Origin of the sequence: Escherichia sp. MOD1-EC5433, assembly GCF_002966005.1 — a bacterium.
In the GTDB taxonomy this organism is placed as follows: Bacteria; Pseudomonadota; Gammaproteobacteria; order Enterobacterales; family Enterobacteriaceae; genus Escherichia; species Escherichia ruysiae.
In genome coordinates, this window is record NZ_PTRL01000001.1 from 94,808 (window position 1) to 109,936 (window position 15,129).

The following is a 15,129-nucleotide window of genomic DNA, read 5'->3' on the forward strand; positions in this document are numbered from 1 at the left end:
GGGGACATTCCTTGATATTACGGGCACTATTTATTCAAAACTCTGACGAAAAACAGGCTGTCGTCAGTTTTGACGTGACGAAACGAAATACCGCGTGACAGCCATCACGCGGCAGACATTTTATTTTTTCTCGGTGATGGGAGCCGCCTGATACCCGCCGCCCAGCGATTTCATCAACTGAATACTTTGGATCACGCGGCGGCTATCCAGCATCAGTAGTGACATCTCTTCGGCAAGCACCGGCAATTCGGCTTCGGTTGCCTGTAAGCGGCTGGTTAAACCGCGCTTGTAGGCGGCGTCGGCGGCGCGCTGGGTGAAGCGGGTCGCTTCTACGCGTTCTGCCTGCATCTTCCGCTCGTCATTCAGCGTTTGCAGACGCGTGCCATTGACTGCAACGTCGCGCACTGCGTTCAGCACGGACTGGTTGTAACGTTCAATCATCATGTTGCTGGCAGCACGAGTGCCTTCGAGATTGGCATTCAACCGCCCACCGTCAAACAACGGCAATTTCAGACCCGGAATGAAGTTGAACTGGCGACTGGTTTTTTTGAATAAGGTATCCAGGTGGATGGAATCCAGTCCGAAAAACGCTTTGATATCAAAGCTTGGGTAGAACAGCGCCCGTGCGGAATCCACCTGATCTAATGACGCCTGAACATACCAGCGCATGGCTTGCAGATCCGGACGTCTGGCGAGCAACTCATAAGAGAGTGTCGCCGGAATACCGGTCTGGACTTGCGGTAATGCCACTGGTTTGATCTCCGGCATATCGCTGGCGCCCGCGCCAGTCAATGCGCGCAGAGATTCTCGTGTTTCAGTGATTTGCCCTTTGATGGCAGCAATTTGTTTATCGACGGCCAGAATCTGCGCCCGCGCGCCGTGGAACGGTACTTGCGCTTCCAGGCCGTGCGCCACTTTACTCTGGTGCGCTCTCACTGCGTAATCAATCACGCTGCGGGTTTGCTCTAACAGATCGAGCATCTTGTAGCTGGCCTGCATACTGTAATAAAGCTGCGCCACGCCCGTTGTGAGCGATAGCTCCACCGCTGCGGTTTCTGCCAGCGCGGCGTTATGCGCTCCAATGGCAGCGGCAACCGCTGAGCGATGTACGCCCCATAAATCGAGATCTAATCCGGCAAATAAACCTACGGTGGCTTCGGTGTAGTACGGACCATCCATTCCCAGTGCGGGCGCATCCATCGCATAAGGGCTTAAAAAGCCGTTGGCAGAGACGCGCTGGCGGTTGAGCATCCCTAATGCCGCCACCTGCAATTGTGAACCAGCATCTAACAAATCTGCCTGCGACTGCGCTTTTTCTTCCCGCAATTTCGCTTCGGCGAGGGTGTGAGAACCGCTTAACGTCCGTTGGATCAGCGCATCCAGTTGTGGATCATTAAACTGTCTCCACCACTGCGCTTGCGGCCAGCCGGAACTGGCAAGATGAATATCATCGGCAAGTTTGATCTGCTCTGGTTTAAGCTGTTGATGAGGGGCTGAATCCTTACGCACTAACGCACAGCCGGAAATCAGCGTCGCGCTGCCGAGAATGCTGCACAACAACAAGCGTGAAAGTTGACGATTGATCATTGAGTGGCTCCTTGTGCCTGTTCCGTGGCGGGCGTTAATGCCGGGGCTGTCCAGTCTGGCAAGCGGGCGATGAGCTGACAGACGTGTTGCTCCTGTTTTAATAAGGTGGGCAGGATGGCCTGCGAGGCGGGTATATCTTCAAGCGTTATCAGGGGAGAATGGCTGAGCGCGGTTGCCAGACCGGCAGCGTATTTCTCCAGTGCATCGGCAAAGTGGCTGGCTCTGTCCGGCTGGAGCGCGTGATCCAGCGCCTGAGCCGAGTTCCAGGTGGCATCCCAGGCGTGAAGAACGTCGCGTCCCTGACGAATAACTGTTTGCGAGCGTTCAATCAGTAAGGCGCGTTCATCGCCGTCCAGTTGACGTTCAAGCGCCACGCGTTGGCACATTTCTTCACAGGCATTAAACGCCGCATGTAGACCTATACGAATTTGCAGATAAGTGCGCAGAGCCGTGACTTCCTGCTGGCGCGGGATACGCATCAGTTTGCTTAACATACCCAGCGCGCCAGCCAGTTTTTGCGGCAGCGCGCGCGCTTCGCTTTCAGGCCAGACAAAGGTGTAAATCACCGCCGATACCGCCGTACCGATAAGAATGCCGATGGCACGATCGCGTATTTCCACCAGGTCGTAAACTGGACCAAAGACGTTTTCGAGCGTGGCGAGAGCAAAGGTCACCACCATCTGCGTGCCGATATAAGAAGAACGCTCAGAGCTGGTGGCGAACCACGCGCCCACCAGGAAAATCGGTGCCAGTACGAGCAGCAATTCGACAATATTGTCCAGCCATGGCATGACCAGTAGCGTAAACAGCAACGCCAGAATTGCACCGCAAAAAGCTCCGCCAAAACGCAGCACCATCTTCTGGTACGACGAACCGACATTTGGATTAGCGACGATCACGCAGGTCAGCATACAGGTGTGAATGCCTTCCCAGTCCACGCCGCTGTAGAAGGTGTAACAGATCAAACAGGCCAGCAGTGTTTTTACCGCGTAACGCATATAGTCCGGATTAGTAAAGGCATCGGCGACCATTGACGGCGGTTTGACGGCGGGCGTTGGCGGCGTGTGCGGGTCCATCTGACCAAGCTGTAACAGTGTCTGGCAGATATTCTCCAGGTTACATTCCCGTGCCGCCATCGCTTCATCTTCACTAAGCCGCCAGTCGCTTTGCCAGCACTGCCCTTTGGCAATAGCATGTTGCAGCTTGTTGATTTCAGAGGCTAATTTTTGCCGAAACTCAATGATTACCTGCGAATCCGCAAAAGAGGTGGGATCGTAGCGATTCAGCGTGGAGTAAATGTAGGTTACCGTTGCCACGCAGCTTTGCCACCATGCGCTATGGGTTCGCCAGTCGGCGTCGTCCGCGAGGCAAAAGACATTCAGTTTTTGCAGCGCCAGCGCCTCTCTTTCAATCCGCGTTTCGGGTAGCGGCGCAAGACTTTCTGCCAGGTGACGTACCGCGTCATCAAGCCGATCATTAAGCGCCTGATGCATCTGCGTAATGGCGCGGCTGGGAAACCACAGCACGCCGATTAACGTCATCAGCAAGGTTGGATAGAGGCCGACAACGATGCACCACAGCGTTAAACGCACGACCACTTCCGGATAGTCGAGCATGGCGGGGAAGGTTTGCCCGTAAATAGCGACAATGGCGACGGCGAAAAAGACCAGTCCCAGCCGATGGGTGCGCATCAAAAACATACAGCCCATCAGGACAGGACCTGCGATGATCAATCGGATCAACGGTTCGCCGTATGACCATTTGTAGATCAAAAACAGGCTGCCGATCTCCAGCACCGTGGCGACCACAAACAAGATCGCCACAAATTTGGTGTAAAACGCGTTCGACTGAATACCGTAAAACAGCACCGCCAGTGATAACGCCACGAAGGGGATCTCGAAGGTCATTGAGATCAGAATCACCAGCAGGCAGCCAACCCAGAGCTGCACGGTCTGCGGCACACGACCAGGCCGCCGCTCGCTTAACTCTTCATGAAAGAACGCCAGCAGCCTGACCACCGGTAATGGCAGGGAGTTGAGGGCGCTCATTATTGCGGCTCAAGATTAGCGACTGCCGACGCGCCGATGCGAAACATTTCCGGGTCAGGTTTATCGACCATGATTTTGACCGGAAAACGCTGGGCGACGCGAACCCAGTTAATAGAGCGAGACACTTTCGGCAGGCCGCCAAGCACCAGACCGCCGTCATCCGGCAGCACGCCGTAGCCAATGGAATCCACTTTACCCTCGAAGGTTTTGCCGCTGTCGCTCATCAGGCGAATTGTCGCAGGCGTACCAGCATGAATATTTTTCAGATCGGTTTCGCGGAAGTTGGCAATAACGTACCAGTGACGGGTGTCGATTAGCGTGAAAATAGGGCGCATTGCGGAGGCAAATTGTCCAACCGAGGTTTTGAGGGAAATGACCCGACCATCAAACGGCGCGCGAACGGTTGCCATCTCCAGATGCAGTTTGGTCAGCGCGATATCCGCTTCCACCGCTGCACGTTGGGCGACCAGTGCATCGACGCCGCTGACGCCGCTGGCGGCTGACTGCGCCTGCAACAATACGGCATTAAGGTCGGCCTCTGCAGCGCGCTGTGCAGTTCTCGCACGGTCAACTTCTTCAGCAGAAACAAAACCTTCTTTCAGTAATGGTTCGGTACGGTGCAATGTATCGCTGGCCTGTTTAGCGGCGGCGCGGGCTTTTTCTACCGTGGCGTTAACTGAGTCGGCGCCAAACTGTTGGGCGTTAACACTACGCTGGGTGAGCATAATTTGCTTATCCAGTGCGGCGAGGGAGGCTTCGGCTTTCGCCAGATTCGCTTCGTAAGGGCGAGGATCGATACGAAACAGCAAATCGCCCTGTTTGACTGCCTGGTTGTCTGTGACTGCCAGTTCCACAATACGACCGCTGACTTCCGGCACCACATCGATGGTATCGGCAGAAGCATAAGCGTCGTTGGTTGATGGCGCACTGTCTACGCGCCAGATAACGAAAACAAGGGCAACCAGCGCCAGCGCAACGACCAGCAGGGCAGGGATCTTACTGCGAGGAGCTTTTTTCGGCGTACTTTCCATGAGCGCATCTCAAATAGATTAGAAAAATGCCAGCCAGAACAGCATGGCGTAGAGAGCAAAAAGGGCGGTATAAATAATTCCGACAAATGCCAGATTGATATTTGCCCGCTGAATAATTCGCCTCGTGATGAGCGTCAAAATAAGGCTGGCAATGGCGCAGAAAAACCAGCTGGGATAATAAGCGCCGATCACCGGGATTGCCGGAGATAATGAGCATCCCGAAACCATGAAGACGGGAACTATCCAGGCTGTTTTTTTGAGGTGCATCGCCATGCGAGAGAGAACTGTTGGCATATTAAATACATCCTGTCTGCTGCGAACAATATCTGTAGTGAATATCAATATCCATTGAAGGCGTCAGTATGGCTATTTTCTTGATGAATAAAAATAGCTTTATTCAGCCACCGCATTCATAACTTATATATATTGTGTATTAATTTGCTGCATATATTTTTAATATAAATGCTTTCGGGGGCTTGAATGCCCCCGAAAATGAGTGGAATTAATTCGGGGTTACGATATTCACCCACAAATCAAAATTATCCAGACAAGCAATAATTTCTTCCAGTTTCGCACCATTGCCAATAATTTTGGCTTTCTTCGCTTTTACCAGATCCGCCATTTTCGCCTGTCCGGTCAGCACGGCGTGCAGATCTTCACGATTAATGTAGAAAGAGGCGTTGGCTTGCGGTTGCAGCGTTTTACGGTAGTTAAGCACGCTATCGTTCAGGGTCAGGTTGAGGTTATCGCCGTTACTCATATTGAAGTTCAGGCTGATATTCTTCCCGGCGGCTTTTTCGCTATCGAGGCGAACAGCCATAAAGTCGAACAGCATTTCGACCGACATCCCGCGAATGGTATCCGGGGAACCGGTGGTGCCGTGGCTGAACTTATGTACCCCTTCGCGCAGCTCTTTCGCGCCAGTCAGGTAGAAACCGCGCCAGGTGGCGGACTCTGCCTGATAACCGAGCTGTTCAAAGTTATTGGCTTGCAGATTCTTCGCTACCTGATCACCAGGATTGGCGGCAATCACCTGTTTCAGCAGTTCTGCCGACCAGCGATAATCACCCTGCTTGTTCGCTTCTTGCGCCAGGTTGATGACGCGTGCGGAACCGCCCAGCGCCTGCACATAACGTTTACCCATCTCCACCTGTCCATACGGATGCAGGTTTGCCGGGTTACCGTCGTAATAGCCGAGATAGAAGTTATATACCGCACGGGCGTTGTGGCTGACAGAACCGTAATAGCCACGGCTGGCCCAGTTATTGGCGAGCGTTGGCGGCAGCTTAATCATGTCGCCGATTTCATTCATGGTGTAGCCCTGGTTTGCCAGGTGCAGGGTTTGATCGTGAATGTACTTGATGGTATCGCGATATTTACCAATATAATCATTGATATGCTTATTGCCCCATACCGGCCAGGTGTGCGGCATAAACAGGACTTCCGCTTCGTTACCCCACATATCCAGCGTTTCGTTCAGATACTCGGTCCACTTGCTGGTGTCGCGGGTTTTCGCGCCGCGCAGAGTGTAGAAGTTGTGCAGGGTATGAGTAGCGTTCTCGGCGGTACATAGGGCTTTCAGTGCCGGAATATAGAAGTGCATTTCCGCTGGCGCTTCGCTGCCAGGGGTCATCAGGAAGTCAAACTCCAGACCGTCGATAATCATCTTCTCGCCAGTTCTGACGATAGTTTTGGTTGGCGCAATAATGCTTGGGTCACCGGTTGCCAGCGTCACGCCGAGGCCGTTACCCACGTTACCCTGCGCGTTGTGCGGCAGTAACAGGCCGTAAGAGTAGAGCGCACGGCGGCTCATAATATTACCCGCCAGTACGTTTTCGCTGATGGCTTCGTCCATAAAGCCAGCCGGAGCGATCACCTGAACTTTTCCCGATTTAACATCAGCTTCAGAGATAATGCCTTTCACACCGCCATAATGGTCGGCGTGGCTATGGGTGTAGATAACCGCAACAATCGGTTTTTGCGGACGATGCTGGAAGTAAAGGTCAAGTGCAGCTTTTGCGGCTGGTGGCGTCACCAGCGGGTCGATAACAATAATGCCTTTCTCGCCTTCCACGAACGTAATGTTGGAGATGTCCTGACCACGCACCTGATACATTTTATCGGTGACTTTGAACAGGCCAGAAATACCGTTGATCTGCGACTGACGCCACAGGCTGGGGTTTACCGTTTCCGGCGCAGCGGCATTAATATCAAATTTGTAATCGTTCGCGCGGTAGTAAACTTTGCCGTTCGCATCACGCAGAATACCTTCATCGAGCAGCGGGGCGATAAATCCACGCTGGGCATCGTCAAAATCCTGACGATCGCTAAACGGTAATGATTTGGCGTAATTCTGATTTACCTGTTGCGTATATTGAGTGGCGGCTTTCGCTTCATCTGTTGCGTAAGCGGTATTTACCATCATGCTGCTGGCGGCGGTTAAGGCAATAACAATCCTGCTCAAACGGAATAACTGAGAGTTATTCATATAAATCTCCATTTATCATTTATGTCGTAAATATGTAATCCATGCAAAATACGTCATTTAAAGCTGGCGTTATCATAATTGGGAAACGACGACTTTAATAAACGGAAGTGTGAGCGGAACGAGCCATTTTATTAGGCATTTGTGCTGAAGGTGAAAAAGTACGGCATATCTATTAATAATATCAATAATGTGACATGAATTATATTTTCATTATATATATTGCTTTCCTCTTTCACTTCGCCAGGAAGTACGCACAATGATTAATCAGGTGAATAATGCGGAGTGTAACCATGAAACCCGTGGTGCTGGTGGTGGATGATGACGCGGCTATCTGTGCACTGTTGCAGGACGTGTTAAGCGAACATGTCTTTACGGTTTCAGTCTGCCATACCGGACAGGAGGCAATATCGTGTAGTGAAGGCGATCCTGACATTGCGCTGGTGGTGCTGGATATGATGTTGCCTGATACCAACGGCCTGATGGTATTACAACAACTACAGAAAATGCGTCCTGCATTGCCGGTGGTGATGCTGACCGGTCTGGGCAGTGAGTCTGATGTGGTGGTCGGGCTGGAAATGGGCGCGGATGATTACATCTGCAAGCCATTTACCCCACGGGTAGTGGTCGCGCGACTAAAAGCGGTGTTACGGCGCGTTGGCGTGCTGGCGGTCAATGAGGAGAAAAATGCCGGGCTGTCATTTAATGGCTGGTATCTCGATACCACACGCTGCCAGCTACACAATCCGCGACAGCAACTTGTTGAGCTGACTCAGGGCGAATATGGCTTGTTGCTGGCTCTGGCACAAAACGCCCGTCGGGTATTGAGCCGCGAGCAGTTGCTGGAGTTTACCCATAGTGACAGCATAGAGGTGTTTGATCGCACCATCGACGTATTAATCATGCGACTACGACGCAAAATCGAACTGAACCCGCATCAGCCAATGTTGATTAAAACTCTGCGCGGTCTGGGTTATGTCTTCGCTGCCGACGTGCATTAATCCGACATTTCTGTTTGCAGCTCTTCCAGTGTTTTTGCCCCGTCGATGGCGTTGGCGCATAACAGGCTCGCGCGTGCGCAGGCATGTGCCAGTTTGATGCTCTCGGTAAGCGTCCAGCGTTCGTGGCAGCCATACAAAAATCCGGCACAAAACGCATCACCCGCGCCGACGCTACCGATAATCTCGCGCGGTTCTAATTTCCGTGAGGGTATCCACATGCCGCCCTGTTTTGGCGTCTCTCCCCATGCGCCTTCCGCGCAGTGAATCACCACGCGCTGGCGCACGCCCGCATCTAACAGTTCGCGCGCGGCGGCGGCAATATGCGCGATATGTGGCTCGCCGTTAGGCAAACGAATCTCCAGCCCGCTAAATTCCCCAGCCTCCAGTTCGTTAATCACCAGATAATCCAGATGACGCAACGCGGGCAATACCAGCGGCTGATAGCGCGGATCGCCCTTGCGGGAAACCAGATCGAGACAGGTTTCATAGCCAGCGTCATGCATCTGCGCCAGCAGGCGGGCGCTGCGAGTGCCATAAACATCGTCTGGCATATCCAGGCTTTCGAGCAGGAGCAGATAGCCGAGATGGAAGATTTTCATGCTGCTATCAAGCTGGTCGAACGCCGGGAGATCCAGCAGCCGGTTAGCGCCCGGTGAATGGAAAAATGTGCGCTGTCCGCTGGGATCGGTCATCACCTGCGACATCGACGTCGGCGCAAAGGTGGTGCGCTGCACATGCTGGCGGTTGACGTGATATTGCTCCAGCATTGCCATAATGTAATCGCCATCGCTATCCTGACCGATTAGTCCGACCGCCTGCAAAGGCAGCCCGGCGCGCATTTTCGCCAGCGTCAGCAGGACGTTAAGCGGTGCGCCACCGGTAGAGCGTTCGCTGTGGGTGATCTCCGCCAGCCAGCCGCGCTCCGGCCACTGGATAATCTGGTGGACGTGATCAACCAACATATTTCCTGCTGCGATAATACCTTTACGTTCCATCATGCCAGCTCCTGGATTAGCTAATGCGCTACCGCCGGGCAGCGTCGCCGCCCGGCCTCGGACTTATTTCACCGTCCAGCCTTTGTAATTGCCGACGTTGTCTTTGTCGATCATCGTCACCGGGATTAGCACCGGCTCTTTCGGCGCGGGTTTGCCCTGCAAAATGTCATAACCGATCTCAACTGCTTTCGCCGCCATCACCTGTGGGTCTTGCGCGGGAGTCGCGACAAACAACGAGTTCTCACGCTTCAGCGCCTCTTCGGCGTCCGGACTACCATCCACGCCAACAATAAAGAACTCGTTACGTTGTGCCTGTTTTGCTGCCAGATCGGCACCGATCGCGGTGGGATCGTTAATCGCAAACACGCCGTCGATCTTCGGATTCGCCGCCAGCAGCCCGGTCATCACCTCCAGCCCACCTTCACGACTGCCTTTGGCGTTCTGGTTGTCAGAGAGCACCTTGATGTCAGGATGGCGTTTAAATTCGGTCTGGCAGCCTTCGACGCGGTTCTGCACGGCGGACACCGGCGGCCCGTTGATGATCACCACGTTGCCTTTGCCTTTCAGGCGATCGGTGATGTATTTACAGGCCATTTCGCCCGCCTGGGTGTTATCGGAGGTGATGGTGGCATCGGCACCTTCTGCCGCTACGTCAACCGCCACTACCACGATCCCGGCGTCTTTCGCCCGTTTCACCGCCGGGCCGATCCCTTTTGAATCGGCAGCATTCAAAATGATCATATCGACGTTGGCGGCGATAAAGTTGTCTATTTGCGACACCTGCTGGCCCAGATCGTAGCCGCTGGACACCAGCGTCACTTTGACGTTATCGCCTGCCAGTTTGCGCGCTTCCAACTCCGCGCCTTTGGTTATCTGCACGAAGAACGGGTTCGCCAGATCGCCCACCGTCACGCCTATCGATTTCAGTTCTTTCGCCTGGGCGAACGGTGCTGCGACCAGCAGCGCGCCTGCACAGAGCGCGGTCACTAAGGGCTTCAATCTCATGCTGTATTCCTCATATGTAGGGTATTGTTGTTATGCGCTTTGATGGTGTCGGGTACGGTATTTGTCGATCAGCACCGCAATGATGATCACCGCCCCTTTGATCACCAGTTGCCAGAAGTAAGAGACGCCCATTAAGGTCATGCCGTTGTTTAGCGTGGCGATAATCAGCGCCCCCACCAGCGTGCCGGTGATGGTGCCGATGCCGCCGACAAAACTGGTGCCGCCGAGGATCACCGCCGCAATGGCGTCCAGTTCGTAACCCATGCCTAAGTTGCCGTTGGCGCTGTACAGTCGCGAGGCACTCATAATCCCGCCCAACCCTGAAAGCAGGCCGCTCATGCCATAAACAAACAGCAGCACCAGCCAGACTTTTATGCCGGTAAGACGTGCCGCCTGCATATTGCCGCCGACGGCGTAGATATGAACGCCAAGCGTGGTACGGCGCAGAATAAACCAGCACAGCACGATTACCGCCAGCGCAATGACCACCAGCCAGGGGATCGGCCCAAGATAGTTATTGCCTATCCACTCGAAATTAATGTTGGAGTTGATAACCGTAGTGCCATCCGCCAGCAGATACGCTGCCCCGCGCAGCGCCGTATAGGTGCCGAGTGTGACAATAAACGGCGGTAATCCGGCAAAGGCCACCAGCGCGCCGTTGAACAACCCCAGCAGCAGGCCGAGCATCAGCGCAGCCGGGATCGACAGCATGGCGAACTCCGGGCTAAGGGAGACGACCATCGCCGCTACCGCCGTGGTGCCAAGAATTGAACCTACAGAAAGATCGATCCCGCCGGTCAAAATAATGAAGGTCATTCCCGCCGCCAGCACAATGTTGATTGACGCCTGGCGGGTAATATTCAGCAGGTTGCTTTCGGTAAAAAAGTTTGGCGCGATAAAGCCAAAAACTGCCACGATCAGGATTAGAATCGGCAAAATGCCGACCGTTTGCATCAGATCGCTCATTAACATTTTTTTGGCAGAGGTCTTTGCAGATGTTGTCATGAGCGCACCGCCTGGGAATGGGCGTCGTTGACGCCGGTCGCTAAGGTCATAATGTTTTCCTGGGTGATGTTGTTGCCGTTTAACTCACCGGCAATGCTGCCTTCGCGCATTACATAAACGCGATCGCTCATCCCGACTATCTCCGGCAGTTCGCTGGAGATCATCAGGATCGCCACGCCCTTGCGCGCCATCTCGTTCATGATCCGGTAGATCTCGCTTTTTGCGCCGACATCCACGCCGCGCGTGGGTTCATCGAGCAGTAAAATGCGCGGGCCAATCGCCACCCAGCGGGAGATCAACAGTTTTTGCTGATTACCGCCGGAAAGCCCGCCCGCTCGCACCTGGGAATGTGGCACACGAATGTTGAGCAACTTAATGGCGTCATCGGAGATGGTTTGCGCTTTTTTGCGGTTGAGCATCCCCCAGCTGGCATCGCGCTCCAGGGTTGCCATGGTGATGTTTTCGGCTGCCGCCATTTCAAGGAACAGCCCCTGTTCTTTACGGTTTTCGGTCAGAAATCCAATGCCAAGATCGATGGCTTCGCGCGGGGAGTGGATCACCACCGGTTCGCCATCCACTTCAATCATTCCGCCCGTTGCTTTACGCACGCCGAAAATTAACTGCGCGAGTTCGGAACGTCCGGCACCCACCAGCCCTGCGAGGCCGACAATTTCGCCGGAACGCACCAGCAGACTGCTCGGCTGCACTTTGCCGCCGTCGGTCAGGTGGTGAACGTTCAGGCGGGCTTTGCCGGGCAGGATATCGCGTTCTTTATTGAACAGATCGCTCAGCGGCCTGCCAACCATCATCCGCACCAGTTCAGCAGCGTTGAGGTTGTCGCGGGTCAGGCTGCCAACGTATTGCCCGTCGCGCAGCACGCTGACGCGATCGGAAAGCTCATACACTTCTGCCATGCGGTGGCTGATGTAGATAATCGCCATCCCTTCATCGCGCAGCCGCATAATCAGTTCAAACAAGCGGTGAGTTTCGCGGGAGGAGAGGGCGGCGGTGGGTTCGTCCATCACCAGAATGCGGCTGTTGCGATGCAGCGCGCGGGCAATTTCGACCTGCTGTTGTTCGGCAATGGTCAGCGTCATGACTTTATCGCTGGCCTTGAACTGCGCGCCAAGGCGGTCGATCACTTTTTGCGCCTGTACCAGCATCTCTTTACGCTGCACCAGCCCGCCGTGGGAAAGCTCGCTGCCGAGGAAAATGTTCTCTGCCACCGTCAAATTGGGTGCCAGCTGCATCTCCTGATAAATCAGCGTAATACCGGCGCTTAAGGCATCTTTTGGCGTGCGAATGTGAAAGGGGTTGCCATCAATCAGGATCTCGCCGCTGGTGGCGGTATAAGCCCCTGCCAGCACCTTCATCAGCGTGCTTTTTCCTGCGCCGTTTTCCCCCATCAGGGCATGGATCTCGCCAGGGTAAACCGTCAAATCCACCCCTTTGAGCGCATAAAATTTGCCGAAGGCTTTGGCAATATTGCGCATCTCCAGAACTGGCGTGCTGTTCATGGTGGACTCCTGCGAGGTTGTCGATATCAGCACTCCATCACAGGAAAGTAAATGCAAAATGTCAGAAGCCGTTCATATTTGTCATATTGCGAATTTTCTTCACGGAGCGTGATATGGCGCACCCCGGACGTCACTTTTTTGCCAGCGCGCGCGGGCGATTGCTGCTTTTGAATTTGCTGGTGGTGGCAGTGACGCTGATGGTCAGCGGCGTGGCGGTAATGGGCTTTCGTCATGCCAGCCAGATGCAGGAGCAGGTGCAGCAGCAAACGGTAGATGATATGACCGGCAGCCTGAATCTGGCGCGCGACACGGCAAACGTGGCGACGGCGGCGGTGCGATTGTCACAGGTGGTGGGGGCGCTGGAATATAAAGGCGAAGCCGAGCGATTGCTGGAGACACAGCGGGCGTTAAAAAACTCACTTGAGCAACTGGCGACAGCGCCTTTAGCACAGCAGGACGCCGGGCTGGTGGCGCGAATCATCCAGCGCAGCAATGAACTGCAAACCAGCGTCGGCGGAATGCTGGAGCGGGGGCAAAGGCGGCATCTGGAGCGTAACGCGCTGTTAAGTTCGCTATATCAAAACTTAAGTTATCTGCGGCATCTGCAAAAAGTCGCTTACGCGGAAGATGATCTTTTGCTTAACGAGATGAACCGGCTGATTGTTGCCGCCATTGCCACTCCAGCACCGCAGGCGATTATTCATCAACTGGTTGAAGTGATGTCTGCGCTGCCGACTCATAGTGATACGCCGTTAGTAAATACGCTACTTACTGATTTCAATGATGAACTACGTAAACTCGCGCCGCTTTCTGCCGCTCTGGAGCAAAGCGATCTGGCGATTAGCTGGTATATGTTTCACATCAAAGCTCTGGTGGCGATCCTTAACAGCGATATTAACCATTATGCCGAACAGGTGGCGATGCTTTCAGGTCAGCGGGTAGCGCAAAGTTACCAGGATCTGCGCTCCGGCGAGAGAGTGATCATGATCTTTGCCCTGTTAGCGGTGGTGATCACCGCGTTTGCAGGTTGGTACATCTATCGCAATCTTGGCTCAAACCTGACGGCGATTTCTCGCGCCATGAGTCGTCTGGCGCACGGTGAAGCAGACGTCAGCTTTCCGGCGTTACAGCGGCGCGATGAGTTGGGGGAACTGGCACGCGCCTTTAACGTCTTCGCCCGTAATACCGCATCGCTTGAACGGACGTCACGGCTGCTGAAAGAGAAAACCACGCAGATGGAGATTGCCCAAACCGAGCGGCAGGGGCTGGAAGAGGCGCTATTGCACAGCCAGAAGCTAAAAGCGGTCGGGCAACTGACGGGGGGACTGGCGCATGATTTTAATAATCTGTTGGCGGTGATTATTGGCAGCCTGGAGCTGGTGAACACGGACTCGCCCGACGCGCCGCGAATACAGCGGGCGCAGCAAGCCGCCGAACGTGGCGCGCTACTGACCCAACGGCTGTTGGCATTTTCCCGCAAGCAGTCCTTACATCCACAAGCCATTGAACTGAAAACACTGCTGGAAGAGTTAAGCGAATTGATGCGCCACTCCTTACCGGCAACGCTGACGCTGGAGATTGAAGCGCAGTCTCCGGCGTGGCCTGCGTGGATTGACGTCAGCCAACTGGAAAATGCCATCATCAACCTGGTGATGAACGCTCGTGATGCGATGGAAGGGCTGACGGGAACCCTCAAAATCCGCACCTGGAACCAGCGTGTCACCCGTAGCGGTGGGCAGCGTCAGGACATGGTGGCTCTGGAGGTTATCGATCATGGCTGTGGAATGTCGCAGGAGGTGAAAGACCAGGTGTTCGAACCGTTCTTTACCACCAAACAGACGGGGAGCGGCAGCGGGCTGGGCTTGTCGATGGTCTATGGTTTCGTGCGTCAGTCCGGCGGGAGGGTGGAAATCGAAAGTGCGCCGGGGCAGGGAACGACAGTCAGACTACAGCTTCCCCGTGCGTTGTTGGCGGCGAAAAATGTATCGTCAGCGGTGGTAGAACAGACAGCCGTCAGCGGCGATAAGCTGGTGTTGGTGCTGGAAGATGAAGCTGCGGTACGCCAGACAATCTGCGAACAGTTGCACCTACTGGGCTATTTGACGCTGGAAGCCAGCAGCGGCGAACAGGCGCTGGATCTGCTGGCGGCATCAGCGGAAATCGATATCTTTATCAGCGACTTAATGCTCCCAGGCGGTATGAGCGGCGCAGAAGTGGTCAATGCAGCACGCAAACGCTACCCACACCTGACGCTGTTGCTTATCAGCGGTCAGGATTTACGCCCCAGCTATAACCCCGCGTTGCCAGAAGTGGCGCTGCTGCGCAAACCTTTTACCCGCGTGCAACTGGCGCAGGCATTGGGGCAAATTGAGGGATGATTTTCAGAATTTATCAAGAGGCCTGGAGCAAATGTGCTGCTATTGTGAGCAATTCTGCTCTGAATGGGATATAAAAG

The 15,129-nt window shown here is 54.3% G+C and carries 11 protein-coding genes; 2 read left to right on the forward strand and 9 right to left on the reverse strand.

The genetic code is table 11. The features are described 5' to 3' along the window. Positions 1-120 precede the first annotated feature (120 nt). From mdtP to yjcS, 5 genes are all read right to left on the reverse strand, one after another. Positions 121-1,587, reverse strand: coding sequence for a multidrug efflux transporter outer membrane subunit MdtP (mdtP, locus tag C3D30_RS00500; protein ID WP_105286310.1), 1,467 nt, complete (start codon positions 1,585-1,587; stop codon positions 121-123). Then, positions 1,584-3,635, reverse strand: coding sequence for a multidrug efflux transporter permease subunit MdtO (gene mdtO / locus C3D30_RS00505; RefSeq protein WP_105286311.1), 2,052 nt, complete (start codon positions 3,633-3,635; stop codon positions 1,584-1,586). The genes mdtP and mdtO overlap by 4 nt, the downstream gene beginning before the upstream one ends. Next, positions 3,635-4,666, reverse strand: a complete 1,032-nt coding sequence (mdtN, locus tag C3D30_RS00510) for a multidrug efflux transporter periplasmic adaptor subunit MdtN (RefSeq protein WP_000446396.1) — start codon at positions 4,664-4,666, stop codon at positions 3,635-3,637. Before mdtN ends, mdtO begins: the two co-directional genes overlap by 1 nt. 18 nt (positions 4,667-4,684) lie before the next feature. Further along, positions 4,685-4,960 carry a YtcA family lipoprotein gene (locus C3D30_RS00515; RefSeq protein ID WP_010351753.1) on the reverse strand — a complete coding sequence of 92 codons (276 nt, stop codon included), beginning with the start codon at positions 4,958-4,960 and terminating at the stop codon, positions 4,685-4,687. A gap of 208 nt (positions 4,961-5,168) precedes the next feature. After that, on the reverse strand, positions 5,169-7,154 hold the full coding sequence (yjcS, locus tag C3D30_RS00520; protein WP_105286312.1) for an alkyl sulfatase YjcS: 1,986 nt from the start codon (positions 7,152-7,154) through the stop codon (positions 5,169-5,171). A gap of 290 nt (positions 7,155-7,444) precedes the next feature. On the opposite strand from yjcS, the gene C3D30_RS00525 reads away from it, so the two are divergent. Beyond that, positions 7,445-8,152 (forward strand): response regulator transcription factor, encoded by a 708-nt coding sequence (locus C3D30_RS00525; protein ID WP_105286313.1) that lies wholly within the window; start codon positions 7,445-7,447, stop codon positions 8,150-8,152. Here C3D30_RS00525 and C3D30_RS00530 read toward each other — a convergent pair. The 4 genes from C3D30_RS00530 to C3D30_RS00545 are packed head-to-tail and all read right to left on the reverse strand — an operon-like array spanning position 8,149 to position 12,674. After that, entirely contained in the window at positions 8,149-9,150 is a 1,002-nt protein-coding gene (locus C3D30_RS00530; RefSeq protein WP_105286314.1) for a carbohydrate kinase family protein, read from the reverse strand. The genes C3D30_RS00525 and C3D30_RS00530 overlap by 4 nt on opposite strands. 60 nt (positions 9,151-9,210) lie before the next feature. Continuing rightward, entirely contained in the window at positions 9,211-10,152 is a 942-nt protein-coding gene (locus C3D30_RS00535) for an ABC transporter substrate-binding protein (protein ID WP_001237477.1), read from the reverse strand. Between the two features lie 30 nt (positions 10,153-10,182). After that, the gene (locus tag C3D30_RS00540) at positions 10,183-11,157 is read right to left on the reverse strand and encodes an ABC transporter permease subunit (protein ID WP_000213465.1); all 975 of its coding nucleotides are present in this window, start codon (positions 11,155-11,157) and stop codon (positions 10,183-10,185) included. Then, complete coding sequence (locus tag C3D30_RS00545; RefSeq protein WP_105286315.1) at positions 11,154-12,674, reverse strand: sugar ABC transporter ATP-binding protein; 1,521 nt, start codon at positions 12,672-12,674, stop codon at positions 11,154-11,156. Before C3D30_RS00545 ends, C3D30_RS00540 begins: the two co-directional genes overlap by 4 nt. 113 nt (positions 12,675-12,787) lie before the next feature. Here C3D30_RS00545 and C3D30_RS00555 point away from each other — a divergent pair, with 113 nt between their 5' ends. Further along, a complete protein-coding gene (locus C3D30_RS00555; RefSeq protein WP_105286316.1) occupies positions 12,788-15,052 on the forward strand; it encodes a hybrid sensor histidine kinase/response regulator in 2,265 nt (754 codons plus the stop codon). Positions 15,053-15,129 lie beyond the last annotated feature (77 nt).